This is a genomic window from Rhodococcus sp. 06-470-2 (assembly GCF_002258235.1).
Lineage (GTDB): Bacteria > Actinomycetota > Actinomycetes > Mycobacteriales > Mycobacteriaceae > Rhodococcoides.
The window spans coordinates 67,327-89,789 of the sequence record NZ_NOYB01000018.1; the positions used below are offsets into that span (position 1 = coordinate 67,327).

General features: G+C 65.1%; 22 protein-coding genes and 1 riboswitch. Of the genes, 14 read left to right on the top strand and 8 right to left on the bottom strand.

Annotated features, from left to right (window positions below; translation table 11 throughout):
- Positions 1 to 182: 182 nt before the first annotated feature.
- The 4 genes from qcrB to ctaE all read right to left on the bottom strand — a co-directional run bounded on the left by qcrB (position 183) and on the right by ctaE (position 4,700).
- Complete coding sequence (gene qcrB, locus CH276_RS11620; RefSeq protein ID WP_094631666.1) at positions 183 to 1,955, bottom strand: cytochrome bc1 complex cytochrome b subunit; 1,773 nt, start codon at positions 1,953 to 1,955, stop codon at positions 183 to 185.
- On the bottom strand, positions 1,952 to 3,160 hold the full coding sequence (qcrA, locus tag CH276_RS11625; RefSeq protein ID WP_230596647.1) for a cytochrome bc1 complex Rieske iron-sulfur subunit: 1,209 nt from the start codon (positions 3,158 to 3,160) through the stop codon (positions 1,952 to 1,954). Before qcrA ends, qcrB begins: the two co-directional genes overlap by 4 nt.
- Positions 3,157 to 4,005 (bottom strand): cytochrome bc1 complex diheme cytochrome c subunit, encoded by an 849-nt coding sequence (gene qcrC / locus CH276_RS11630; RefSeq protein ID WP_032394411.1) that lies wholly within the window; start codon positions 4,003 to 4,005, stop codon positions 3,157 to 3,159. Before qcrC ends, qcrA begins: the two co-directional genes overlap by 4 nt.
- Before the next feature lie 83 nt (positions 4,006 to 4,088).
- Positions 4,089 to 4,700, bottom strand: a complete 612-nt coding sequence (ctaE, locus tag CH276_RS11635; protein WP_032394410.1) for an aa3-type cytochrome oxidase subunit III — start codon at positions 4,698 to 4,700, stop codon at positions 4,089 to 4,091.
- 151 nt (positions 4,701 to 4,851) lie between these two features.
- On the opposite strand from ctaE, the gene CH276_RS11640 reads away from it, so the two are divergent.
- Both CH276_RS11640 and trpD read left to right on the top strand, forming a co-directional pair.
- Complete coding sequence (locus CH276_RS11640) at positions 4,852 to 5,328, top strand: hypothetical protein (protein ID WP_094631667.1); 477 nt, start codon at positions 4,852 to 4,854, stop codon at positions 5,326 to 5,328.
- Positions 5,329 to 5,381: 53 nt separating this feature from the next.
- Positions 5,382 to 6,443 (top strand): anthranilate phosphoribosyltransferase, encoded by a 1,062-nt coding sequence (gene trpD, locus CH276_RS11645; RefSeq protein ID WP_094631668.1) that lies wholly within the window; start codon positions 5,382 to 5,384, stop codon positions 6,441 to 6,443.
- Positions 6,444 to 6,455: 12 nt separating this feature from the next.
- On the opposite strand, the gene CH276_RS11650 is transcribed toward trpD, so the two are convergent.
- Both CH276_RS11650 and CH276_RS11655 read right to left on the bottom strand, forming a co-directional pair.
- Positions 6,456 to 6,731 carry an Lrp/AsnC family transcriptional regulator gene (locus CH276_RS11650; protein WP_027497377.1) on the bottom strand — a complete coding sequence of 92 codons (276 nt, stop codon included), beginning with the start codon at positions 6,729 to 6,731 and terminating at the stop codon, positions 6,456 to 6,458.
- 54 nt (positions 6,732 to 6,785) lie between these two features.
- The gene (locus tag CH276_RS11655) at positions 6,786 to 8,585 is read right to left on the bottom strand and encodes a DEDD exonuclease domain-containing protein (RefSeq protein WP_094631714.1); all 1,800 of its coding nucleotides are present in this window, start codon (positions 8,583 to 8,585) and stop codon (positions 6,786 to 6,788) included.
- 147 nt (positions 8,586 to 8,732) lie between these two features.
- Here CH276_RS11655 and CH276_RS11660 point away from each other — a divergent pair, with 147 nt between their 5' ends.
- The 5 genes from CH276_RS11660 (at position 8,733) to CH276_RS11680 (ending at position 13,764) form a co-directional block, all read left to right on the top strand.
- Complete coding sequence (locus tag CH276_RS11660) at positions 8,733 to 9,014, top strand: hypothetical protein (RefSeq protein ID WP_032394407.1); 282 nt, start codon at positions 8,733 to 8,735, stop codon at positions 9,012 to 9,014.
- Positions 9,015 to 9,129: 115 nt separating this feature from the next.
- A riboswitch (cyclic di-AMP (ydaO/yuaA leader) is annotated at positions 9,130 to 9,293 on the top strand.
- Between the two features lie 16 nt (positions 9,294 to 9,309).
- A complete protein-coding gene (locus CH276_RS11665; RefSeq protein ID WP_032394406.1) occupies positions 9,310 to 9,864 on the top strand; it encodes a C40 family peptidase in 555 nt (184 codons plus the stop codon).
- Positions 9,865 to 10,246: 382 nt separating this feature from the next.
- Positions 10,247 to 11,233 carry an NlpC/P60 family protein gene (locus CH276_RS11670; RefSeq protein ID WP_217901427.1) on the top strand — a complete coding sequence of 329 codons (987 nt, stop codon included), beginning with the start codon at positions 10,247 to 10,249 and terminating at the stop codon, positions 11,231 to 11,233.
- 30 nt (positions 11,234 to 11,263) lie between these two features.
- Complete coding sequence (locus tag CH276_RS11675) at positions 11,264 to 12,616, top strand: hypothetical protein (RefSeq protein ID WP_094631669.1); 1,353 nt, start codon at positions 11,264 to 11,266, stop codon at positions 12,614 to 12,616.
- A gap of 23 nt (positions 12,617 to 12,639) precedes the next feature.
- Complete coding sequence (locus CH276_RS11680; RefSeq protein WP_094631670.1) at positions 12,640 to 13,764, top strand: glycosyltransferase family 4 protein; 1,125 nt, start codon at positions 12,640 to 12,642, stop codon at positions 13,762 to 13,764.
- A 25-nt stretch (positions 13,765 to 13,789) separates the two neighbouring features.
- Here the strand turns inward: CH276_RS11680 and CH276_RS11685 are convergent, their stop codons facing one another.
- Positions 13,790 to 15,595, bottom strand: coding sequence for an AMP-dependent synthetase/ligase (locus CH276_RS11685; protein WP_094631671.1), 1,806 nt, complete (start codon positions 15,593 to 15,595; stop codon positions 13,790 to 13,792).
- Positions 15,596 to 15,865: 270 nt separating this feature from the next.
- Between CH276_RS11685 and CH276_RS11690 the strand changes: the two genes are divergently transcribed.
- The 6 genes from CH276_RS11690 to CH276_RS11715 all read left to right on the top strand — a co-directional run bounded on the left by CH276_RS11690 (position 15,866) and on the right by CH276_RS11715 (position 20,552).
- A complete protein-coding gene (locus CH276_RS11690; RefSeq protein ID WP_082073966.1) occupies positions 15,866 to 16,258 on the top strand; it encodes a polyketide cyclase / dehydrase and lipid transport in 393 nt (130 codons plus the stop codon).
- Between the two features lie 151 nt (positions 16,259 to 16,409).
- Entirely contained in the window at positions 16,410 to 16,844 is a 435-nt protein-coding gene (locus tag CH276_RS11695; RefSeq protein WP_032394401.1) for an SRPBCC family protein, read from the top strand.
- Between the two features lie 29 nt (positions 16,845 to 16,873).
- Positions 16,874 to 18,100 carry an ArsA family ATPase gene (locus CH276_RS11700; protein ID WP_094631672.1) on the top strand — a complete coding sequence of 409 codons (1,227 nt, stop codon included), beginning with the start codon at positions 16,874 to 16,876 and terminating at the stop codon, positions 18,098 to 18,100.
- Between the two features lie 40 nt (positions 18,101 to 18,140).
- The gene (locus CH276_RS11705; RefSeq protein ID WP_094631673.1) at positions 18,141 to 18,614 is read left to right on the top strand and encodes a hypothetical protein; all 474 of its coding nucleotides are present in this window, start codon (positions 18,141 to 18,143) and stop codon (positions 18,612 to 18,614) included.
- A 55-nt stretch (positions 18,615 to 18,669) separates the two neighbouring features.
- Entirely contained in the window at positions 18,670 to 19,644 is a 975-nt protein-coding gene (locus CH276_RS11710) for an ROK family protein (RefSeq protein ID WP_094631674.1), read from the top strand.
- A gap of 179 nt (positions 19,645 to 19,823) precedes the next feature.
- A complete protein-coding gene (locus CH276_RS11715; RefSeq protein WP_032394397.1) occupies positions 19,824 to 20,552 on the top strand; it encodes a lysophospholipid acyltransferase family protein in 729 nt (242 codons plus the stop codon).
- A gap of 21 nt (positions 20,553 to 20,573) precedes the next feature.
- Here CH276_RS11715 and CH276_RS11720 read toward each other — a convergent pair whose 3' ends face one another.
- On the bottom strand, positions 20,574 to 21,866 hold the full coding sequence (locus CH276_RS11720; protein WP_094631675.1) for a glycosyltransferase 87 family protein: 1,293 nt from the start codon (positions 21,864 to 21,866) through the stop codon (positions 20,574 to 20,576).
- Between the two features lie 79 nt (positions 21,867 to 21,945).
- On the opposite strand from CH276_RS11720, the gene CH276_RS11725 reads away from it, so the two are divergent.
- Complete coding sequence (locus tag CH276_RS11725) at positions 21,946 to 22,437, top strand: polyadenylate-specific 3'-exoribonuclease AS (RefSeq protein ID WP_032394707.1); 492 nt, start codon at positions 21,946 to 21,948, stop codon at positions 22,435 to 22,437.
- The last annotated feature ends 26 nt before the right edge of the window (positions 22,438 to 22,463 follow it).

Here is a 22,463-nt window from a genome sequence, read left to right on the forward strand (position 1 = left end):
TCGGCCGATACAGCGAGTGGGTCGTCCGCCGGTGGGGGAGGGGAGGGCCGCTCGGGACTCTCGCGGATCCTCAGCCGTCATGCTCAGGACAGCGAGCCCAGGTTTTGGGTCCATGTGTCGGCAGACAAGAAAAGAGGGCGACACCGTTGCCGGTGTCGCCCTCTTTCGGACTCTGTCAGATGTCAGTGTTCTCTGTCGTTGTCACTTCGGCCCGAAGCAATAGCAGCGTCCTCGTCCGAATGGAGTCCATTGCCGTTGCCGTTCGCGTGGCCATTGCCATTGGCATGGCCGTTCGAGTGACCGTTGCCGTTCGAGTGACCGTTCCCGTTCGAGTGGCCGTTGCCGTGAATGCCCGCCTGGTAGTTGCGGAGCATCGTGAGCTGTTCGTGTTCACCCTTGTGGAGGGCATCTTCGAGAGCCTTGCTCTGTGCCACCGGATCCGGACTGAACAGCGATCCCGAGCCAGGCTTTCCGGCCGAGCCGAGCTTGTTCATCTTCTTCGGTACGGGTGCGCCCTGGTAGTCGAGGGGGATCGGGTGTCCGTGATCGTCGACCGGTCCGAGCGGCTGGTGGACTTCCACGTACTGGCCGTGCGGGAGGCGCTTGATGATTCCGGTTTCGATGCCGTGCTCGAGAACTGCCCGGTCACTGCGCTGCAATCCGATGCAGAATCGGTACGCGATGAAGTAGGCGAGCGGAGGCATGGTGAGAATTCCGATACGACCGATCCACGTCATTGCGTTGAGCGAGATGTCGAACTTGTACGCGATGAGGTCGTTGATGCACGAGAGCGTGAGGATCACGTAGAAGGTGAGAGCCATTGCGCCGATCGCGGTACGCACCGGAACGTCGCGGGGACGCTGCAACAGGTTGTGATGCGCAGTGTCTCCGGTGAGACGCTTCTCGATCCAGGGGTAGGCGATCATCACGGTGAAGACGAGACCCATGATCACTGCCACCCAGAACACTGCCGGGATGGTGTAACGCCCAGCGATGTATATCTCCCAGGCAGGCCACAGACGGGCCATGCCGTCGGTCCACATCAGGTAGAAGTCGGGCTGCACTCCGGCCGACACTTGCGACGGGTTGTACGGTCCGAGATTCCAGATCGGGTTGATCTGGAGCAGTCCGCCCATTGCTGCCAGGATGCCGAAGGTGACGGCGAAGAAGGCACCGGACTTGACTGCGAAGACCGGGAGGATACGAACGCCGACGACGTTCTGTTCCGTGCGGCCCGGTCCGGGGAACTGGGTGTGCTTCTGGTACCAGACCAGAGCCAAGTGGGCCGCGATCAGGGCCAGGATGATTGCCGGCAGCAGAAGAACGTGAGCGACGTACAGGCGCGGGATGATGATCGTGCCGGGGAAGTCGCCGTCGAAGATGAGCCAGTGCATCCACGTACCGATGATCGGGATGCTCATCGTGATGCCACCGAGTGCGGCGCGGAGGCCGGTGCCGGAGAGCAGATCGTCGGGCAGCGAGTAGCCGAAGAAGCCCTCGAACATCGCGAGGATGAGCAACAGGCAGCCGATGACCCAGTTGGCCTCACGCGGGCGACGGAACGCGCCGGTGAAGAAGATGCGCATCATGTGCACGATGATCGAGGCGGCGAACATCAGAGCCGCCCAGTGGTGAATCTGTCGCATGAACAGACCGCCACGAACCTCGAACGTGATGTCGAGAGCCGTTGCGTACGCCCTGGACATCGTCACACCGTTGAGCGGGGTGTACGCACCGTCGTACACGACCTCGCTGAGCGAGGGGTCGAAGAACAGGGTGAGGAACACGCCCGAGATCAGCAAGATCACGAAGCTGTACAGCGCGATCTCACCGAGCAGGAAGGACCAGTGGGTGGGGAACACCTTGTTGATCTGGCGCCGTAGCCCAGGTGCCAGGTGATAGCGACTGTCTACGCCGTCGGCCTGCTTGGCGGCGAGGTTTTGCAATGTACTCATGAGTCACGCTCCGGACGACGTTCCCAGAAGGCGGGTCCCAGTGCTTCGGTGAAGTCTCCCGAAGCGACGAGGAATCCCTCTTCGTTGACAGTGATGGGAAGTTGGGGCAGCGCACGCGCAGCCGGTCCGAAGATCGGCTTGCCGTACTCGAGCGCGTTGAACTGCGACTGGTGGCAAGGGCAGAGAATTCGGTTGGTCTGCTGCTCGTACAACGATGTCGGGCAACCCAGGTGCGTGCAGATCTTGGAGTAGGCGAAGTAATCGCCGTAATTGAAGCTTTCTTGACCCTTGCGCTTGACGACGTTGCTGGCGGCGTCCGGGCGAAGGCGGATGAGCATCACCGAGTTGCGAACACCACGCAGGGATACGAGCAGGTCGTGCTCGCTCTCGCGATCCGCTTCGCGGAACGGGAAGACGGTCTCCATGGCACCAGCGTCCAAGTCCTCGGGCCGAACGAGAACGACATCTTCCGGTCGCCCGGTGTCTCGTCGGAGGTAGATGGTCTCTCCATCGTAGCGAGGAGTCCAGCCGGATACCCACAACGGCGAATCTTCGCCCTTCGCCCACGGGTTCTTGATCAGGCCGCCCAGGGGGAGAAGCGCCATCACACCGAGTGCGCCACCACCGAAGACCAGCGACCGCTTGATCACCTTGCGACGACCGATGGTCGACGTGTCGAGGGAGTCACCCAGCTCCGCCACCAGCGTCTTGCGGTCCGTCTCCGACGAACCGCCGTCGTGACGGTCCTGGATGGAGACCTCTTCGGGGATGAACTTCTTGGTGAACTGCACCGCGCCGACACCGACCGCGAGGATCGCCAGACCCATCGTTGCGCCGATGAGCGGGGTGTAGAGCGAGTAGGCAATGTAGTTCTCTTCGCCGATACCGGCGTACTGCCACGGCCAGAACAGGTAGATACCGATGAACGCGACCGCAGCGAGACCGGCGATCGAGAACCAGATGGCGACGCTGCGCTCGGCGCGCTTCTCGGCGCGGGTCCCTTCCACTGCCCAACGGTTGCGGCGGAAAGCGACGTCGACACCGTCGAGGTTGGTGCCCAGTTTGACCAGGTCGTCGCGGCTGAGTGCGGCGAGTTCCTCGTCGGTGTACTTCTTGTCCGCGTTCACGCCTTCGGCACCGGGCGCATCCTTGCGTCCGGATTCGTCGTTGTTCGCGTCCTTACGGCCGGAATCGCCGTCGGTCATGATCTAGCTCCGATCCACAAAGTTGCTCCGACGACGGCGATGATGCCGACCGTCCAGATAGCGATCATCTCGGTACCGGGACCGAAGCCGCCGATGCTCCATCCGCCTGCAGGCAGCGTCTCGGTGGACGACTTGATGTAGGCGATGATGTCGGACTTCTCTTCCAGCGTCAGCTGGCGATCGGAGAACTTCGGCATGTTCTGAGGACCCGTGACCATCGCGGTGTAGATCTCCTGCTCGTTCGCGGGTCCGAGCGGGGGTGCGAACTTACCCGAGGAGAGAGCTCCGCCGAGGCCCGTGAAGTTGTGGCAGGAGGCGCAGTTGAGTCGGAACAACTCGCTTCCGCGTCCGATGTCGTCGCCGCGCAGTGACTCCTGAGCGATCTCGCCGTTCTCGTCGAGGATGACCGTCGGTCCGCCACCGTTGGCCTGGATGTAGGCACCCAGCGCGTCGATCTGCTTGTCGTTGAACTTCGGCGGCTTGCGCAGCGCCTGCGCCTCGTTGCGGACGGCAGGCATGCGGCCGCTCGACACCTGGAAGTAGACAGCCGCTTCGCCGACGCCGATGAGGCTCGGTCCGCGATCCTGAACACCCTGCAGGTTGGCTCCGTGGCACGTGACGCAGGACGTGTCGTAGAGCTGCTTGCCCTCGCGGATCAGCGCTGCCGAATCGGTATCGGCGGTCGCGACCTGCGGAGCCGGCGTCAGAGCCGAGGCGAGGAATCCTGCGCTCAGAAGGCCCATCATCAGAACGAGCGCACCGGTGATGCGTCGGCGCGTCTTACGCTGCCGTCTCGTCTTGGAGGCGGCGTTGTCGTCGGATGCTGCTGGGGGAGATGAACTCATCTTCTATCCCTTGTCGTGTCGGGACGGACCGAACGTCGGGGGCTGAATCCGTTCGCTCGTTATCTTTGGCGTGCTGACTGTCACTAGCGGATGAAGTAGATCGTTGCGAAGAGGGCAATCCAGACGATGTCGACGAAGTGCCAGTAGTACGAAACGACGATGGCGGCGGTGGCCTGTGCTGGCGTGAACTTGCTGACCAACGTTCTGGTGATCAGGAAGACGAAGGCGATGAGTCCGCCGATCACGTGCAGTCCGTGGAAGCCGGTCGTGATGTAGAAGACCGAGCCGTACACGCTGCTCGAGATCGTCGTGCCCTCGTGCACCAGGTGGTAGTACTCGTACGCCTGGCCGGCCACGAAGAACGTGCCCATCATCAGAGTGATGATGTACCAGCGGCGGAGTCCGAAGACGTCACCTCGCTCGGCGGCGAACACACCCAGCTGGCAGGTGAACGACGATGCGATCAGCACCGCGGTCACCGGCACAGCGAGAGCGAGGTTCAGCTCCGTCGGCTCGGGCGGCCAGATTCCATTCGCCTGGGCGCGTGCGACGAAGTACATCGCAAACAGTCCGGCGAAGAACATGAGTTCACTCGACAGCCACACGATCGTGCCGACGCTGACCATATTGGGACGGTTCAGCGAGTGCACGCGTTGGGTGATTGCCGATCCTTGAGTCCCTACAGCGCTCGTCACAAAGAGAAGTATGACCCGTCGTAGTACGGAAGGCATATCCGGGTCCGCTCTTGGCGCGTCGTGTCGGAACGAATCCGGGTCCGTCCTTGTTCCCGTGCTGGTGAGAGCCCCTGTACGGGCCGGTAGGGTCCAGTCGTGCAAGGCTGGCCTCATGGCAAAGCGCACCGAGGGTGGATGGTTTCGGAGACTGTTCTCGCGATCGACGGCAGAACCTCTGGACCCCACCCGTGACGACCTCGTGACAGTGGCGAGTTGCTTCGACGATGCACAGGCGTGTTCGGCCGTGCTCGACGAAGCAGCGAGGACCCAGCCGGTGTGGACGGAATCGGCGGACGTGGTGCTCCGGCATCATCTGGTGTTGCCCTCGGACCAAGTCGAGGACGCTGCGGCGGTCGCGGCTCAGGACGGCTACGAGGTGGGACCGGTCGTCGATCTACCGGAGAGCTCCGGTTACCGCCCTCGGGTCGACGACGGCGTGCCTCTGGTACTGCAACGTGTTCAGGTGCTCGACGCCTTGCACTGCTCACAGGAGCGTTCTCGCATGGCCGGGCTCGCCCAGCGACGAGGGGGAGCGGTACTCGGGTGGGACGCACTGCAGCCTGCGCAGCCCGGGGCAGCGTCTGGCTAAGCTTCCACCGCACCGTACGGGCATCGACGGCAGAAGGGCACGGCACAACCACCATGACCGCACCGACCAGTGACGAGCAGCCGCGAACGTGGCGTCGAATTCTCGGAGCGTTGACCACGTACTCCGACCTGTCGAGCGCCGACACCGGTTGGGTGATGGACGAGATCATGTCCGACAACGCCACAGCCGCGCAGATCGCCGCCTTCGGGGTGGCGCTGAAGATGAAGGGCCCGACGCCTGCGGAACTGGAAGGTCTCGCCGAGTCGATGCTCTCGCACGCCCTTCTCGTCGAGACCGACCGTGACGCCGTCGACGTCGTCGGAACCGGCGGTGACGGAGCAGACACCGTGAACATCTCCACGATGGCCGCCATCGTCGTCGCCGCCAGTGGTGTACGAGTGGTCAAACACGGCAACCGCGCAGCGTCGTCCAAGAGCGGAACGACCGATGTGCTCGAAGCGCTGGGAGTGCACGTGAACCTGGGCGCTGCCGGAGTCGCGTCGAGCGTCGAGCAGGTCGGTATCGGGTTCTGCTTCGCCCCGATCCATCACCCCGCGCTGCGTTTCTCCGGTCCCGCTCGCAAGGAGATCGGGATCCCGACGGCGTTCAATGTGCTGGGCCCGCTGACCAACCCCGGCCGCCCCCGCGCCGGACTGATCGGCTGCGCCTTCGAGAATCTTGTCCCCGTCGTCGCGGGCGTATTCGCCCAACGCGGCAGTTCGGTGCTCGTCGTGCGCGGTGACGACGGCCTCGACGAGATCACCCTGTCCACCACGACCACCGTGCACGTGGTGTCCGACGGGGCCGTCACGGTCGAGACGATCGACCCGGTCGACTACGGAATCCCCCGAGCGCCCATCGACGCACTCAGAGGCGGAGACGCAGAATTCAACGCGGCCGTGGCGCACCGAGTGTTCGCCGGTGAACACGGCCCCGTCCGCGACGCGGTACTGCTCAACGCTGCCGCAGCACTGGCAGCGCACCACGGCGTGTCCGACGACCTCCACGCCCGGATCGAAGCCGGATTGGTCACCGCCGCAAAGACAGTCGATTCAGGCGCGGCAGCACAGCTACTCGCCGACTGGGGTCGATGCACCACCGAACTCGCCGACTGACACCGAACGCGCCTATTCGCCTATCGAGAACCCCGCATCGACATCGGCACTCGAATAGGACTGGAACGCAATGTGAGTGGTGGTGCTGCGCACACCCCTCACTCGATTGATGTGCTTGGTGATCACCTCCGCGATCGAAGCATGATCGCGAACCTTGACGATGGCGATCAAATCGACATCCCCAGCACACGAATAGACCTCCGACACCCCGTCGACATCGGCGACGGCCTGCGCCGCCTCCGGAATCAGATCGGCCTCGGCGTCGATCAAGACGATGGCATTGATCATCTGTGCTCCTCCAGCATCTCGAGCTCGGTGTCCGACGCGAGCTACCCCCAAACCCTAATGGCTGCCATATCCCGAGAGCCGTTCCGCAGGCTCCACTCCTGCCCACACTTGTCGTTCCGCAGGCTCCACTCCTGCCCCGAACGGTCGTTCCGCAGGCTCCACTCCTGCCCTCGCTGCTTCTCTCGCCGTCCGACACCACGACTCCCACGAACCCGCCGACCGTGCCGGGCTGCAGTACCCGCTGCTCGTGCGCACGATCCGGACTCCGTCCGTGCGCAACCACGCCGCGATCAGTCCCACTTCTTCCGGCGGCGCACCGCGAAGCGGCGTCGTATCGGGCAGCACCGTTTCGGCCGACGCGGTGATGGCATCGACGACAGGCATCGGATGCACTCCGCGCGGTGCGACGGCAGCGCCGGCCAGACGGCCGAAGCGCACCACGATCAACTCCCACCCGCCGTCGGCCGTTCGTTTCGCCGCAACGAGTTCGGCAATGGCGGCCACCGCCGCCGATCGGTGCATCCTGCGTAGTGCATCGACGGTGATCGCGATTCGATCACGCAGACGAGCGGCCGTCTCGAACAGCTCCTTGTCCGCGAGCTCGGCGACGCGGCGGCGCATGGAGTACAGCACGGCATCGTCCTGACCGCACACGAGCGCGAGAAACTGCCTCGGGGCATCCGAGTACTCGTCGGCCGTCAACGGGCCGCACAGTGCCGCAGGGCAGCCTCCGACGTCTGTTGCCGGGCACTGGTCGCCGTGTCGAACCGAGCGCGCGAGTCGGCGAGTGCAGGTTCGCAGGCGGCAGAACTCGGCGACGAGCGCAGCGGCCTCTGCGGCGTCGCCGCGAACCGAGAACGGTCCGAGACTGTTCGGTGTCGGTGTGCGGACGATCGACAGGCGGGGGAACGCCTCGTCGGTCAGGGTGATCCACCACCCCTTCCTGGGGAACTTCGAGCGGCGGTTGTACGGCGGGACGTGCGCCGAGAGCAGACGTAACTCGCGGACCCCGGCTTCGAGCGCGTGCGCACACTCGACGTGGTCGACGCGAGTCGCCAGTGCGACCATCTCCTTCATCCGGCCTCTCGTCTCCGAACCGGTGAAGTAGTTGCGCACACGCCGCTTGAGGTTGTTGGACGTACCGACGTACAGCACCTCGTCGGACGGGCCGCGGAACAGATAGACGCCGGGCGTACCGGGAAGGTGAGCAGCCAGCCCGCGTTTGGCGCGCTGGCCGGCCGACACTGCGGGTAGGTAGTCGACCAACTCGGCGTAGCTGTGAACCCCCTGATTGCCCACCCGTTCGATGAGTCCGTGCAGAACGTCGACGGTCGCTCGGGCGTCGTCGAGCGCGCGGTGGGTGGGCCTGGTACCGGATCGGAACAGTGTGGAGAGCGCCGACAGCTTCACCGAAGGTGCCTCGTCGCGCGTCAGAACTCGTCGAGCCAGCTTGACCGTGCACAGCACCTGGAACCGCGGCCATGCGATGTCGAGACGACTGGCGGCGGCTCTGAGGAATCCCGTGTCGAAGCCGGCGTTGTGCGCCACCAGCACCGAACCGCGTGCGAACTCGAGGAAACCGGGAAGAACCCGTTCGATGCGCGGCGCGCCGATGAGCATCGCCGATGTGATGCCGGTCAGTTCCACGATGTACGGCGGGATGGATCTGCCCGGGTCGATCAGGGTGGCGAATTCGCCGAGAATTTCGCCGCCTCGTACCTTGACCGCCCCGATTTCGGTGATGGCCTCGGTATCCGCGCTCCCGCCGGTGGTCTCGAGGTCGACGACGACGAACGTGGTCTCGTGCAGCGGGGTATCGAGTTCGTCGAACGTCAGCTGGATGGGCAGGCTCACCGCGACGACGTTAGGGCCGACCCCCGACAAGAACGTTCATGGTGCCGTCGAACGTCGCCGTGTCACGAAACCTGTCGGTGCCCGTCGCTATCTTTCGCTTCGTCGGCCGATTCGGCCGCCGGAAACCGCAAAGAGACAAGGATCACAATGATCATCGACTGCAGTGACTGCCTGGTCCGTGACATCGCCTGCGCGGACTGCGTCGTGACGGTGCTTCTGGGGGCTCCGGGGATGCCCTCGAGATCGGACGGCCGGTGGGTCGGGCCGCCGTCTCGTATCACGCTCGAGCAGGAAGAACTCGGTGCCATGGGTGTGCTCGCCGATGTCGGCCTCGTGCCCGCACTCAAGCTCGTTGTGAACGATGACGACACCGCCGAGGTTCCTTTGTTATCGACTCGTGACACACCGGGGGATCAGCGCGCCGGCTAGTGAGAATCGAGCCGAATCCGCTCGCCTCGGCGAGTTGGGGTCGACACGGGGGTATGCCATTTCGTAACCTTCCTGAGACCTTGCGGAGTCTCGCCAGTCCAAACCGGAGTGGCGTCGCAAGTCACCGCCTAATCGTTCACTCGCGAGAGTGTTCGTACCGGGAACCCGATATCTACTGGGGTGAATCCCGCTGAGCCACCACACGGTGGCCGGTGGGTAGGGCTGCTCTTCCCAGCCCGAACCCGTCAGCTAACTCGGTCGGCGGACGATAGGAAGAAACGGAGCACCATCTTTCGTGGCGTCACAACTTTCCAACCGATCATTGCGGCGAGTCCTCGTAGCCGGAGCGCTCACTGCAGGCGTGGTCATCCTTCCCGCTGCACCCGCAATGGCGGCCCCCCTCACCATTCCCGGCGTCGGAACCTTCGAGATTCCTGACATCCCGGGCCTCCCTCCCCTCAACATCCCGGGTGTGCCTGCACCGGGTGCGCCGTTGGCACCCCAGGTCACCCCGGCAGCAAAGGCCGTTCAGGCCGCTGAGTCCAAGATCGGAGCACCGTACGTGTACGGCGCTTCGGGTCCGGATTCGTTCGACTGCTCGGGCCTCGTCCAGTGGGCGTACAAGCAGGCCGGCATCAGCCTGCCCCGTACCAGCTACGACCAGGCGGCCGCGGGCACTCCGGTCTCGCGCGACAGCCTGGTTCCCGGCGACGTCGTGTCGTTCTACGGCGGCTCGCACTCGGGTATCTACGTCGGCAACGGCAATGTCGTGCATGCATCCACCTCCGGCGTGCCGGTCAAGGTTGCTCCGCTTGCCTCGATGCCGTTCGACGGTGCTCGCCGTTACTGATTCGAGCGAGCGACGTCCGCTGTGATCGACCGACAGGGTCGAGCCGTCCATCGGCTCGGCCCTGTCGTCGTATCCGGACACCGGCCGCGCGACACGCCGGTCCGGTGGACAGGGAAGCCCCTTGTTCGTAATCTGATCGAGACCTGGTCGATGTTTACTTTGTGACCTGTCACCTCGAATCCCCATCGATTTCGGGCCGTGTTCACGTCCGCGCCCGCAAGAGCATGGGTATGGTTCGGTTTCGGTCCACTTTTCCAACCGTTGCCTCGCTCGAGGCAACACGTGTGAGGACGGAGAGTCGCTTTCCGTGGCCCTATCGAGATCTACCCGAGCGTTGCGGCTGGCCCGCAACTCGGTGGTTGCTGTCGCACTGACCGCGTGCATGGTCGTGGTCCCGATGACGACGGCGACCGCGCAGCCGGGATTCGACTCGGCGTCCGACGCGCAGACCGAACTCGCCGAGCTCTCTCGCCAGTCCGAGCAAACCAACGAAGCTCTGCACAACGCGCAGATCGATCTCGACGCCAAGAACCAGCAGCAACTCGACGCACAGGTCGCCGTCGACCGGAGTCGTGCCGCACTGGAGGCAGCGCAGGCGCAGTTGGCGCAGCTCAAACCGGCCATGGACAAGGTCGCCAACGTCAACTACCAGGGTGCGCGGACCAATCGACTGTTCGCCGTGATGGTCAGCGATTCGCCGCAACAGTTGCTCGACCAGATGTCTGCACTGGACGTGATCTCTGCCGATACCGCCGACCAGGTCGCTCGATTCAAGCAGGCGAGCTCTGATGCCGTGACGGCCGAGCAGGCCGCAACGACGGCCGCCGACCAGGCACGTGTCGCGGCCGAACAGGCCAAGGCCGTCAGCGACGACCTTCAGGCCAAGCAGAGTGAGCTGCAGGGTCAGATAGCCGAGGTCATGGCTGCCTACAGTGCGCTCTCGTCCTCCGAGCAGTTGGCTCTGGCCGGATCGGCCCTGCCCGAAGGATTCGATCCCACCACGATTCTGCAGAATCTGACGCCGGGATCGGGTGCCAGTGCGTTGCAGGCCGGCCTGACGCAGATCGGCAAGCCGTATGTCTGGGGCGGCACCGGTCCGGACGGCTTCGACTGCTCCGGTTTGGTCGTGTGGGCCTACAAGCAGGTGGGCAAGACATTGCCGCGGTCGAGTCAGGCGCAGGCAGCGGGCGGAACGCCGGTGGATCAGAAAGATCTGCAGCCGGGCGACGTCGTCCTGTTCTACCCGGACATCTCTCACGTCGGGATCTATGCCGGGAACGGCAACGTGCTGCATGCCTCCACCTTCGGTGTTCCTGTGAAGGTTCAGTCGATGGCATCGTTCCCGTACTACGGGGCGCGTCGATACTGAGGTGCGCCTCGACGATCGACGAACGCCTGCATGAGTGGCTCGAACCGGCGCTCCGGATTGCGTGTTCTCGCCCGATCGCTACGAGTGCGGTTGCTCGCCGTCGTGCTCGTGGCCGCGGTGGCTGTCTCGGTCGGTCTTGTTCACCGATTCGACAGCACGTCCAGCGCAGGTACTGCCGACTCGACAGTCGAGGGAAACCCACCGACCTACGATCAGCAGCGTCGCGCCGAGGTGACCGTTCTCCTGGACCAGTGGGCCCGTGCGGTTCGCTCCGGCGATCTCGATGCACTGCGGGAGTCGGTGGATCCTCTGGCCGCCCCCGACTTCGTGGAGGCGCAGGTGCGCCGGGCCGCAGTGGTGCCGGGCGTGCCCTTCTCCGAGTTCGACTACGAGTTGGGTGACGAGCCCGAAACTCCGGTGCCGCCGCAGATCGCCGAGGCGCTGGATTCGACCGACGTCTGGGCACCGGCGGTGTATCTGAAGTACGCGGTCGCCGGGCCGGACGCGTCGCCGACGCGTCGGCCGGTCTCATTGGTGGTAGCCGAGCGGGACGGTCGCTGGCGGCTGGTCGACGACGCGGACCTGACCGAATACCGACGCCACACCTGGCGTGGGCCGTGGGATTTCGGGCCCTTGAAGGTGCGCTCGGTGCCCACCGCAGCCGGGACATCGGTGGTCATGGGGCATCCGGACCGCGAGCAGTTCGTCGAGAGCCTGGCCGCCGAACTTCCGTCGGCAACCGCGGCCGTCACCGACTTCTGGGGGGACGATTGGGCGCGCGACGGGCTGGTGTTCGTCGCGTCCTCCGCGGAGGAGTTCGCCGAACTGACGGGGTCCGCGCCGTCCACCGAGGTGGCCGCAGTGACGGTGTCCGACGCGGTGGTGGGCGACGGCTCCCGTCCGACGGGTCAGCGGGTGGTGTTCGGTCCCGACGCCGCGACGCGGTTGACGCCCTTCACCGTGCGCTCGGTTCTGCGCCACGAGTTGACCCACGTGGCGGCGAGGGCGAAGACGTCCGACGGTACCGAGTTGTGGGTGTCGGAAGGGTTCGCCGACTATTCCGGGTATCGAAATTCCGGTGCCGAGTTCGTGCAAGTCGCCCCCACTCTCGCGGCAATCGTGGCGGCGGGCGGGCCGCCGACGGTGCTGCCGAAGAACGAGGACTTCGGTGCAGGCGGGGCCAGATCGAGTGTGGCCTACGAATCGGCGTGGTCGGTGTTCGCATTCGTGGCCGACAGATTCGGGGAGTCGAGGCTGCGCACCCTGTACGAGTCGCTCGCCTCCGACAGCTCCACCGATTCTGTCTTCGCGTCGGTGTTGGGAACGAGCCGCGCACAGTTCGTCGCCTCGTGGGGCGACTGGGTGGCTCGCCAGGCCGGTTGAGACGGGGCGCTACGGTTGTCGCCATGCGTCGTACTCTGCTCGTGACGAACGACTTTCCTCCTCGCCCGGGTGGTATTCAGTCCTATCTCCACAGCTTCGCCTCGCAACTGCCGGCCGACGAGCTGGTGGTGTACGCACCGCGGTGGCGGGGCGACTCGCACGAGAAGTTCGATGCCGCGCAGCCTTTCGAGGTGATCAGGCATCCGACGACCCTGATGTTGCCGACTCCGCTCGTCGCGCGTCGCGCAGCTCGAATCCTGAAGTCCCGAGGCTGCGATTCCGTGTGGTTCGGTGCGTCGGCTCCGTTGGCGGTGATGTCGTCGTACCTGCGCAAGGCCGGGGCCGATCGCATCGTGGCCAGTACGCACGGTCACGAGGTCGGTTGGTCGATGGTGCCGGGCGGGCGTGCGACCCTGCGCACGATCGGCGAGAACACCGACGTGGTGACCTACGTCAGCAAGTACACCCGGGGGCGCTTCAGCTCGGCGTTCGGGCGGACTGCCGCCCTCGAACACCTACCGCCCGGTGTCGACACCGATCGCTTCGTGCCCGACGACGCGGCGCGAACGGACCTTCGCGCGCGCTACGGCCTCGGTGATCGCCCCACCGTTCTGTGCCTGTCCCGGCTCGTTCCGCGCAAAGGGCAGGATTTCCTGATCCGTGCGCTTCCGGGGATCCGCCGGGCCGTCGACGGAGCGGTCCTGGTCATCGTCGGCGGCGGACCCTACGAGAAGACCCTGCGCGAGCTCGTTCGATCCACCGGAATGGAGCAACACGTGGTGTTCACCGGCACCGTGCCGTCGGCGGAGCTCGCCGCCCACCACACCATCGCCGACGTGTTCGCGATGCCGAGCCGCACCCGAGGTGCCGGTCTCGATGTCGAAGGTCTCGGCATCGTCTACCTCGAAGCGTCGTCCTGCGGCGTACCGGTCGTCGCGGGCATGTCCGGGGGTGCGCCGGAAGCGGTGCAGCACAACAAGACCGGTGTCGTCGTCGACGGGACGTCGGTCTCGGAGATCACGGACGCGATCGTGCGAATCCTGTCCGATCGCACGCTGGCAACGCAGATGGGCAATGCCGGCCGCGCGTGGGTGGACGCGGAATGGCGCTGGGACGTGCTGACCGAGAAGCTGCGGTCACTGATCTGACGCGCGTCATCGCGATGCGGTGCACCTACCGGGCGTAGATCGATTCGATCTCGTCGGCGTAGGCGGCGGTGATGACGTTGCGCTTGAGCTTCATGGTGGGAGTCAGCTCACCGCTCTCCTCCGAGAAGTCGTGGGGGAGGAGTCGATACTTCTTGATCGACTCCGCATGTGAGACGGACTTGTTCGCGTCGGCAACGGCGGCGTCGATCTCCGCGACGAGTTCGGGGTCGGTCTGCAGATCGGCTGCGGTGGCGTCGGCGGCCTTGCCGTGGGAGGACTTCCAGCGATCGAACGCATCCGGATCGAGGGTGATGAGCGCACCGATGAAGGGCTTCTGATCGCCGACGACGACGGCCTGGCTGATCAGCGCACCCGCCCGCAATTGGTCTTCCAGTCCGGCCGGTGAGACGTTCTTGCCTCCGGCGGTGACGATCAGTTCCTTCTTGCGACCCGAGATCGTGATGTACCCGTCTTCGTCGACCGAACCGAGGTCTCCGGTGCGGAACCAGCCGTCGTCCAGCGACTCGGCGGTCGCGACCTCGTTGCGCCAGTAGCCGTCGAACACGACCGGTCCGCGGAGTTGGATCTCGCCGTCCTCGGCGATGCGCACGGTGTTGCCGGGCAGTGGACGCCCGACGCTGCCGACGCGTTGGAAGCCGATGGTGTTGACCGCGAACGCCGCGGTGGTTTCGGTCAGGCCGTAGCCCTCGTAGATCGTCACGCCGATGCCCCGGTAGAAGTGGCCGAGACGGGAACCGAGAGGCGCTCCGCCGGAGATCGCGAGCTCGCACTTACCGCCGAGCGCTGCCCGCAGTTTGCCGTAGACCAACTTGTCGAACACGGTGTGCTTGGCGCGCAACACGATTCCCGGTCCACCGGTGTCCTGCGCCTCACTCCACGCCACTGCGCATTCGGTGGCGAGGTCGAAGATCTTGCCTTTGCCGTCGGCGTGCGCCTTCTGTTTGGCGGTGTTGAACACCTTCTCGAACACTCGAGGCACCGAGAGGATGAAGTCCGGTTGGAACGTGCCGAACGTCGCGACGAGGTTCGGGATGTCGTTGGTGTGGCCGAGCGTGACTCCGGCATCGAACGACGCGATGCTCACTGCGCGGGCGAGGACATGCGCGAGCGGCAGGAACATCAGGGTGCTGCGGCCCTGCCTCATCAGTGATTTCAGCGAGGTCTCGCGAATGCCGAGTGATTCGGCGAGCAGATTGGCATGGGTCAGTTGGACGCCCTTGGGACGACCGGTGGTTCCGGAGGTGTAGATCAATGTGGCCGGGTCGGACGAGGCGAGAGTCGAAACACGTTGATGTACCTGATCTTCGGTGAACTCGGATCCGCCGTCGGTCAGGGCCTGCACGGCGTCGGACCCGGCGGAGTTCTCGATCACGAACGTCTGCCGCACCGACGGCGCAGCTGCCACAACGGTTTTCGTTTCCCGCACGTGTGCGTCGTTCTCGAGTATCAGCAGGACGGGCTCGGCGTCTTCGAGGATCCATTCCACCTGCCCGGCGGAGGAGGTCTCGTAGATCGGCACCGTGACACCGCCTGCGGCCCAGATCGCGTAGTCGAGAACCGACCACTCGAATCGCGTCGACGACATCAGGGCGACGCGATCGCCCTGCTCGATGCCGGCGGCGATGAGGCCCTGTGCCACTCCGACCACCAGTTGTTCGAACTCGGCGGCGGTGACGTCGAGCCACTGCCCATCGACCTGGCGGCGGAACACTGTCGCGTCCGGTGAGTTACGGGCGCGGACGAAGACGGTGTCGACAGCCGAGTCGGTGTCCGCGATGTCGTATTTTGCGGCGACGGTGAACTCGCGCACGGGATTACCTCCGGATAGAACGGGGAGAACGAAAGTCGATAGCTCGGCTTCACAGATACTCTAGACCCGGGCTCGCGGCATCGAAATGCGCCCGGAGTGGAGCCTGCAGGAACGACCCGGGAACAGGGGAGTGGAGCCTGCAGGAACGTCCCGAGAACAGGGGAGTGGAGCCCGCAGGAACGACCCGGAAAGAGGGGAGTGGAGCCTGCAGGAACGACCAGGGAAGAGGGGACGCGCACGGCCGGGGAACCGATGTGTGAAGCTCTGTCGATGAGCAGTATTCAAGTTGCGGATCAGACGTTCGTGGCCGCCTCGGGCGAGCGGGTTGCGCATGCGTTCGCATCGCCCGCTCGGTGGCGTCGATGGTGGCCGGATCTGAACCTGACCATCACCGAGGACCGGGGCGAGAAGGGGATCCGCTGGGCGGTGCGTGGTGGTGTGGTCGGAACGATGGAACTGTGGCTCGAGCCTGCGCTCGACGGTGTGATCGTGCATTACTTCCTGCATGCCGAACCTGCCGCAGGCACCGACGTCGCGGCGCACCAGCATGCCCGTCGGGTGGCCGGACGCGCGATGACGTTCGAGCTCAAACGAGAGCTCGAGGCCGGTCGGTCTGCAGGTGAGGCACCCCACCACGTAGCGTCGACTTCGGCTCGTGAATGAACCGCGCGGTACGGTCGGCCGGTTCGCGTTGTGCGGCGGCGGATCGATCGTGTGAGATAGGCCTGCGCGAGTTCGACGGCACCGAAGCGAACCGAGCTGATCGAAGTACCCGAGCTGATCGAAGTACCCGAGAGGAAGCGGACCAGTAGTCATGGCGGAGAAAACCCAGAGGTCGATCGTCGTCGAAGCCCCACCGAGTCGGGTCATGGACGTCATCGCCGATTTCGACGCGTACCCCACGTGGGTGTCGGCCGCGAAATCCGTCGAGGTCCTCGAGGTCGACGAGGACGGCCGTGGTAAGCGCGTCAAGTTCGTGCTCGATGCGGGAATGGTCAAGGACACCTACGAACTCGAGTACGACTGGGCGGCGGACGGCAGTTCGGTCTCGTGGAATCTCGTGTCCGGTGAGATGCAGAAGTCTCAGAACGGCTCGTACACGTTGAAGGAGACCGGCGGCGGCACCGACGTGACGTACGAGCTCACCGTCGATCTGAACATTCCGATGATCGGTCTGTTCAAGCGCAAAGCAGAAAAGGTCATCACCGACACCGCGCTCAAGGAATTGAAGAAGCGGGTCGAAGGCTGACCGACGCTCGCACCGAAGCCCGCACCACGGTGTTGCTGTTCCTCGGCAAAGGTGGCGCGGGTAAGACGACGTTGGCGGCTGCGTCGGGTCTGCGACTGGCTCAGGCCGGTGAACGGGTGCTGATCGCCTCCGTCGACCAGGCGCACTCGCTCGCCGACGCATTCGCGGGGGACGCAGAGGCCGAGGATTCGTCCGGTGTTCGTTCGATCGCTCCTGGTCTCGACATCGTCGAGATCGATACGTTGGCGTTGCTCGAAGCGCGGTACCGGGGGCTGGGCTCGCTGATGGCCGTGGCGTCCGCGGGACACGAGCACGGGGTGAGTTTCGGGGCGATCGAACCGGAGGAGCTGCTCGGTCTTCCCGGAGTCGAAGAGCTGCTCGGCATGCACGAGATCGTCCGTCTCGCCGACGAGAATCGCTGGGACACAGTGATAGTCGATCTTCCCGCATCCGCGGATGCCCTGCGGACGCTGCAGCTGCCCGATACCGTCGCCGCGTACGTCGAGCGGATCTGGCCCCTGCATGCTCGGATGGTCTCGGGCACCGGCTCCGATGTACGTCTGACCCTCGTGGTGGCGATGATCGAGCGAATCCTCGCTCAGGTCGGCTCCGTCCGGTCCCTGATCACCGACTCCGCTCGTACCGGGGCGACCGTCGTCGTCACCGCCGAACAGCTGTCGGTCGTCGACGCGGAGAGAACACTGTCGGCGGCTGCTCTGCTCGGCATCAGAATCGATCGTGTTCTGGTCAACAGAATCCTGCCGAAGCTCACCGCGTCGTCGATCGGTCTCGTGGGCGCTCACCCGGCGGTGTTCTGGTTCGAGAGGTGGCGGGCGACGCAGCTCGACGCGGTCGCCGAGCTGCGTCGACGCGTCGGTACGGTACCGATCGTGGAGGTGGAGCACGCTCCCGGTGAACCGGTAGGGTTGGGGCCCTTGCAAGATGTGGCCGATCGCCTCGAACCGGACTCCCTCGAACGGCGCGCGCCGGGCTGGGGTGAGCAGCCTTCGGTGGTGCTCGAGTCGGGTACCGGACTCGAATCCGTGTACGCGATGAGAATGCTGCTGCCGGTGGCGGATTCGACGACCTTGGGCTTGGGGCGAGTGGAGGACGACTTGATAGTCAGTGCCGACGGGAGGCGAAGGCGCATCACATTGGCGTCGGTGCTGCGTCGGTGCATCGCCGACTCCGCCGAACTCGAAGGACCGTTCCTCGTTGTGCGTTTTCGCCCGAACCCCGACGTGTGGCCACTGTGACTTCGACGACCTCTACGACCCCGACGGCCGGGGTGATTCGATGACCTCGGACCATTCCGAGCTGGGGGCGGACCTGCTGGCCCTGGCGGACACCGTGCTGACGCGACTCGAGCCGATCCTGCGCCGGGTCGCCGAGACGCAGCAGGATCGTGACCAACAGGGATGCAGTTGGTGCCCGGTCTGCGCGCTCGCGGCCCTGGTGCGCGGTGAGCGCCACGATCTGGTCGAGCTCGTGGCCTCCGAGAGCGCCGTGGTGATCGCGCTGTTGCGTCGGTTGCTCGCAGATCACACGACCTCCGGGGCTCCACATTCTGCGACGCAGGCACCCACCGAGTCGCCGTCACCCGAGGCCGCGGCCGAATCCGGACCCGGCAGTGCCGGCATCCCCTCGGACCCGGCAGAGGTCGCGGACGTGTCGATCGACACGAAACTGCAGGATGCCCGCCCCGCGTCGTTCGTTCCGATTACCGTTCGAGTGAAGAATTCGCAGTCGGACGAGCGGGAGCGTCCGTGAGCGGTACGACTCGGGTGCAGGCCGGGTGGGGGACGGTCGAGGAAGGCATGAACGAATGAAGCGGCACCACCAGCGATTGACGGTCGGCATCGACGTGGGCGGGACGAGCCTGCGCGCGTCCGTCGTCGACGAGGACGGTCAGGTACTCGACTCGACTGCCGCTCCTACCCCGCACACTGCTCGCGCCCTCGAACGCGGTCTCGACCGCGCCGTGCAGGAACTGGCCGGGCGACACGACATCGCGGCCGTTGGGCTCGCCGTCGCCGGGTTCATCGACTCCGATCGCACGACGGTTCTCTTCGCCCCGCATCTGCCGTGGGTGAACACCCCCGTGGCGACGGAGATGAGCATGCGCATCGGTCTGCCGGTCCTGCTCGAGCACGACGCCAATTCTGCGGCTTGGGCCGAGTATCGCTTCGGTGCCGCGTCCGGTGGTCGCAACGTGGTGATGGTGGCCATCGGTACCGGCATCGGTGCTGCGCTGCTGATCGACGGCAGGATCTATCGGGGCAGCCACGGGGTGGCACCGGAACTCGGTCACATCCAGGTCGTGCCGGACGGCCGGGCATGCCCCTGCGGCAAGCGCGGCTGCTGGGAGCGGTACTGCAGCGGCACCGCTCTGGTGGACACGGCAGTCGAGTTACTGGCGGCGGACCCGGCGTCGTCGACAACCCTGGCACGCGAGGTGTTCCTCGACCCGGGGTCTCTGACCGGCCGCCGCATCGCCGGCGCTGCGCACGAGGGCGACTCCATCGCCCGCCGCACGATGGAAGACTTCGCGCAATGGCTCGGCGTCGGGCTCTCGATGGTCAGCGACGTGTACGACCCCGATCTGATCGTGTTGGCCGGTGGAGTGGCGACGTCGTCGAGTCAGTTCCTGGCCCGCGCGACCGACAAGTACGCCGAGCTGGTGACCGGTGCGGGGCATCGGCCTTTCGCGCGGATTCGCAGTACTCAACTCGGTGAGGCAGCGGGCATGATCGGGGCCGCGGAGTTGGCCCGTGCGCAGTTCGTCACCGGGGTTCGGTGACTGTTCTTCGCCCGCTTCCTGTGACCTCTGTCCCGGGTTCGGAGATGATGTGGCTGGTGTCATAAACCGTGGGTACAGTTCACTACGCGGCACGGTTCGAGGAGGCACGGCCGCAGTCGATTCGCTCCAGGGCGAGGCGGCACCAAACGATTTCCCGACCATCTTCAGGGAGCATGTCAATGTGGTACTGGCTGGTTAAGTACATTTTCGTCGGCCCCCTTCTCATCGCCCTGGGTCGGCCCACGATCGAGGGTGCGGAGAACATCCCGACGGAGGGTCCGGTCATTCTGGCCAGCAACCACAAGGCCGTTCTCGATTCCTTCTATCTCCCACTCAAGACGCCCAGGCGCATCACCTTCCTCGCCAAGAGCGAGTACTTCACCGGACCGGGTCTCAAGGGTGCGTTCCAGAAGTGGTTCTTCACCGCGGTCGGTCAGGTGCCGATCGATCGCACCGGAGCCGACGCGGCACAGGACGCTCTCAACGCAGGTGTGCGCGTGATCGAAGCAGGCAAGGTTCTGGGTATCTACCCCGAGGGCACGCGTTCGCCCGACGCGCGGCTGTACAAGGGCAAGACCGGGATGGCGCGTCTGGCACTGCAGACCGGGGTCCAGGTGATCCCGGTTGCGATGATCGGTACCGAGAAGATGAACCCGATCGGTTCGCGAGTGTGGCGTCCGGCGAAGGTCACCATCCGAATCGGAAAGCCCATCGACTTCTCTCGCTTCGAAGGCATGGCCGGCAACCGTTTCGTCGAGCGTGCCGTCACCGACGAGGTGATGTACGACCTGATGTTGCTCTCCGGTCAGGAGTACGTGGACGTGTACGCCGCGTCTCTGAAGAAGGCTGCACCCGCGGCGGAGTCGGCTCCGACCGCGCAGCGTATTCCGGATTCCAAGGCAAGCTGAAGCTGCCGGCTCGCTCCGCGATCAGGGTGCGGGACGGGTGTCGGCCTTCGTATCGGTTCGGTCGGTCCTTCCGATCGCAGCAAGCGCGACGATCGACGCGAGAGCCCACCACACGTAGCCCGAGGCCGCGAACTGATCCACGAGCGGCCAGCCGAGGCCGCTCCATCGGCCCTCGCCGAGCTTCCAGTGCGGCGGGTAGAGCATCAACGCCAGCCCGACGGCCACCAGGGTCGCCAGCAGCGCACTGCGGCGGCGATAACCGAGAACGGCGAGCACAACGGTGAACGGGATGGCCCACACCCAGTGGTGTGACCACGAGACCGGCGACACCAGCAGACCGAACATGGCGTTGATCGTCAGCGCCAGCGCAGTCTCGCCTGCGGCAAAAGCTTTCCGCATCGCCACCGCCGCGATGGCGAGCACCACCACCGACAACGCGAGCCAGAGGATCGATCGGGGCACTTCGTCCAATCCGAGCCGTGCGAGCACTCCTGTGATCGACTGGTTGGGTGGGTAGGCCGGGCCGCCGATTCGGTCGGAATCGACGATCGTCTCGGTCCAGTACCTCACCGAGTCGGACCACGTGAGCGCGAAACCGATCGCGGTGAAGACCGCAAAACTCAGCACCGACACCACCGCTGCTCGAAAGTCCTTGCGCAACAGGAAGAACAGTACGAACACCGCGGGCGTGAGTTTGACGGCGGCCACGAGACCGATCAGCACACCTCGGGGCCACGGCGTCTTCTTCGGTAGGCAGTCCAGTGCAACGAACGCCATCAGCACGATGTTGATCTGCCCGTAGTTCAGCGTCGAGGTGACCGGCTCCAGTACGAGCACGGCCACCGCGAACGCGGCACCGGCAGACCACCACATCAGTGCGCGAGGGCGTACCCCGAGCGAGGTGAGAGTGACCACGATCGTCACCAGTAGCAAGAGCATGGACAGCACGGTGACCGCGATCGAGGCGGCGTACAGCGACACCGACGACAGTGGGCTGAAGATCGCCGCGGCGATCGGGGGATAGGTGAACGGCAGCGTGGTACCGGTCGCGATCGGAGGCAGTTGACCGTAGAGATCCCCGCCCTCGGCGAACACCTGACCGCCGAGTCGATACACGTCCAGATCCAGTCGGTAGTGCTCACCGATCGGACGCAGACCCGGGAAGCCGTTGAGATGGAACAGCACGCCCACGACGGCACCGATCAGCACGAGGACCCTGCTCGACGCCACCGCCCAACTCGGCCACCGGCGTCGCGTCGGCGCGGCAGGCTCCGGTGCTTCGGCGACCGGACGGTTGGTGTCGGGCGAGGTCACAACGTTCCCTTTCAGGGCTGTTCGGATCGTGGCTACCGGTACGTGGGGGGCGTGTCCAGGACGCGCTAGGGTGAGCCGCGTGCGCTACTTCTACGACACAGAGTTCATCGAGGATGGTCGCACAATCGAGTTGGTCTCGATCGGTGTGGTGTCGGAGGACGGTCGCGAGTTCTATGCGGTGTCCTCCGAGTTCGACCCCGAGCGCGCCGGCCGCTGGGTTCGACGCAACGTGCTTCCCAAGTTGCCACCGTACTCGTCGCCGCTGTGGATGAGCCGGTCGCGAATCCGGGACGAACTGCTCGAATTTCTCGTTCCGCACTACGGTGCCGAGGTCGAACTGTGGGCGTGGGTTGCGGCGTACGACCATGTGGCGCTCTGCCAGCTGTGGGGCTCGATGACCGAGTTGCCGCGTTCGCTGCCGCGGTTCACTCGTGAGCTGCGCCAGCACTGGGAGGATCGCGGCAGTCCCGAGCTGCCGTCGGTGCCGGACGACGCTCATGACGCCCTCGCCGACGCGCGGCACAATCTGGCGAAGTTCCAGGCGATCGAGGAGCACTCCTACCGCGGGTGAACACCCGTTGTCCTGCGGCTTCGGCG

Coding starts and splice junctions, on each gene's coding strand:
- qcrB (WP_094631666.1), bottom strand. CDS start 1,955: ATGAGTACATTGCAAAACCTCGCCGCCAAGCAGGCCGACGGCGTAGAC.
- qcrA (WP_230596647.1), bottom strand. CDS start 3,160: ATGACCGACGGCGATTCCGGCCGTAAGGACGCGAACAACGACGAATCC.
- CH276_RS11680 (WP_094631670.1), top strand. CDS start 12,640: ATGCGTCGTACTCTGCTCGTGACGAACGACTTTCCTCCTCGCCCGGGT.
- CH276_RS11660 (WP_032394407.1), top strand. CDS start 8,733: ATGATCATCGACTGCAGTGACTGCCTGGTCCGTGACATCGCCTGCGCG.
- CH276_RS11670 (WP_217901427.1), top strand. CDS start 10,247: ATGGTCGTGGTCCCGATGACGACGGCGACCGCGCAGCCGGGATTCGAC.
- trpD (WP_094631668.1), top strand. CDS start 5,382: ATGACCGCACCGACCAGTGACGAGCAGCCGCGAACGTGGCGTCGAATT.
- CH276_RS11705 (WP_094631673.1), top strand. CDS start 18,141: ATGACCTCGGACCATTCCGAGCTGGGGGCGGACCTGCTGGCCCTGGCG.
- CH276_RS11695 (WP_032394401.1), top strand. CDS start 16,410: ATGGCGGAGAAAACCCAGAGGTCGATCGTCGTCGAAGCCCCACCGAGT.
- CH276_RS11675 (WP_094631669.1), top strand. CDS start 11,264: ATGAGTGGCTCGAACCGGCGCTCCGGATTGCGTGTTCTCGCCCGATCG.
- CH276_RS11650 (WP_027497377.1), bottom strand. CDS start 6,731: ATGATCAATGCCATCGTCTTGATCGACGCCGAGGCCGATCTGATTCCG.
- CH276_RS11710 (WP_094631674.1), top strand. CDS start 18,670: ATGAAGCGGCACCACCAGCGATTGACGGTCGGCATCGACGTGGGCGGG.
- CH276_RS11715 (WP_032394397.1), top strand. CDS start 19,824: ATGTGGTACTGGCTGGTTAAGTACATTTTCGTCGGCCCCCTTCTCATC.
- qcrC (WP_032394411.1), bottom strand. CDS start 4,005: ATGAGTTCATCTCCCCCAGCAGCATCCGACGACAACGCCGCCTCCAAG.
- CH276_RS11640 (WP_094631667.1), top strand. CDS start 4,852: ATGGCAAAGCGCACCGAGGGTGGATGGTTTCGGAGACTGTTCTCGCGA.
- CH276_RS11690 (WP_082073966.1), top strand. CDS start 15,866: ATGAGCAGTATTCAAGTTGCGGATCAGACGTTCGTGGCCGCCTCGGGC.